The 1780-nt window shown below is 30.6% G+C and carries 2 protein-coding genes; both read right to left on the minus strand.

Translation table 11 applies throughout. The features are described 5' to 3' along the window. Window positions 1–289: TSCPD domain-containing protein (locus ACRCYC_RS07105; RefSeq protein ID WP_438618437.1), on the minus strand; the 289-nt coding region annotated here is incomplete at its 3' end. A 26-nt stretch (window positions 290–315) separates the two neighbouring features. Continuing rightward, window positions 316–1623, minus strand: coding sequence for a 2-hydroxycarboxylate transporter family protein (locus ACRCYC_RS07110; protein ID WP_438526134.1), 1308 nt, complete (start codon window positions 1621–1623; stop codon window positions 316–318). Between the last annotated feature and the right edge of the window lie 157 nt (window positions 1624–1780).

Below are 1780 nucleotides of genomic sequence, written 5' to 3' on the forward strand. Positions count from 1 at the left end.
ATGAAGACAATCCTTTTATCGGAGCACCTGAACATGGATTATCATCTAAAAGAGCGATAACTTTATCTACTTCCATTCCAGGTAATAATTTAGATATTGCATTTAAGTTTCCTGGGCATCCTTTCACTGCAGAAAACGAGACTATTTTTCCATCTTTTACCTCTACAGTCATCTCTTTAGAGCAAGCTCCATAGGGTACCTCTGTAAATTTAACATCCTTTTTTACTTCCCCATTAGCGAAGGTACTTACCATTAAAACTCCAGCTAATAAAAATAAATTTCTTTTCATAATTTCCCCCCTTGTATTTTTGTATATTATAATAAATTAATAAGTAATGAAGTTAAAATAAGCATAAATGCCCCTCCAATTCTAGATGAGATTTGAGCAAAAGGCATAAGTTCCATTCTATCAGCTCCAGATAAAACAGCAACGTCTCCAGTTCCACCCATATTTGCCATACAAAGTCCTCCAGTTATCGAAGCTTCTACCATATAGAATCCTAAAAAATGCCCCATAATCGCTGTTCCTATAACAGCACCTATAACTGTCGTTAAAACTAAAATTAGATAAGTTATTGTAAATGCATCTATAACTTGAGCTAAACTAGTATATGCAATTCCAATTCCCACTAAAAGAGCTGAAGTAAAGTTTTTCGCTATAAACTGATACCATTTAGCAGCATAATTTTCATATTTTTTATCCATTATATTTAAAGCTTTAACTACTGCGACTGAAATTATCATTAGTGCATAAGCGTGCATTGGAATAAATTTAGACAAAATACTACCAAAAATAAAAAATGATAGAGCTATTACCATTCCACTTCCTAACTCTTTTAAATCTGAAAGTTTCTCCTCTTTCTCTTCATCAATATTATTTTCAAAGTTTTTTAATAATTTACCTTGACCACTTATACGTGGATATTTTTTACCAAGTTTATTTAAAAATGCTCCCATTACTATTGCTATGGCATTCCCTAAAGCTACTGCTGGTACCATAACTGATAGAAGATCTGTTGGATTTTGATTTAGTGCTTGTCCAAAAATTTGTGACAGAGGTACAGCACCTGCTCCCATTCCACCACCCATAATTGGTATTGCTATATAAAAAATTGATTTTGTAAACCCATAACCTAGTAACGACCCAACTACTCCAGTTAAAACTATTGATATAAATACTCCTCCAATAATTACAGGTAAATATCTAATTGCTGCTTTTATTAAAAGTTTTCTGTTCATTCCAAGAATACTTCCTACAATCAGTGCAGCTATATAAAAATCTAAAAATCCTCCACCTTTCATAAAACTCTCTACTGTTGAAAATATATCTTTTGGAAAAGTATTATAATAAACTAATGCTGCTGAACCAAAAATTGCAACAATAGGACCTCCACCTAAATAATCTTTTACAATTGGCATTTTATTCCCTACATAATCTAATATCGCACCAAAAGTCATCATAAAAGCAAAAGCTCCAATCATCCCTTTTGGTAAGGAGTTTGTATATGCTGCCACCAAAATAATTACAAAAATTGGTATAAAATATTTTAAATCAAGTTCTAAAAAAGTTACTTTTTTTATATTATCTACATCTCTTAATAAAACAGCCTCTTGATTATTCATAAATACCCCTCCTATAACATTCTTAATATAGCTATATAACTCATTATTTTTAATATGTCAAATAAAAAATTATTGTTTTTCCTTAATTTGTAATACAATATCTATATAACCTCTCTATATCATCTACATAGCTTTATATATCATTTTTTTCTCTTCT

It is taken from the genome of Paraclostridium sp., assembly GCF_051657365.1.
Classification (GTDB): domain Bacteria; phylum Bacillota; class Clostridia; order Peptostreptococcales; family Peptostreptococcaceae; genus Paraclostridium.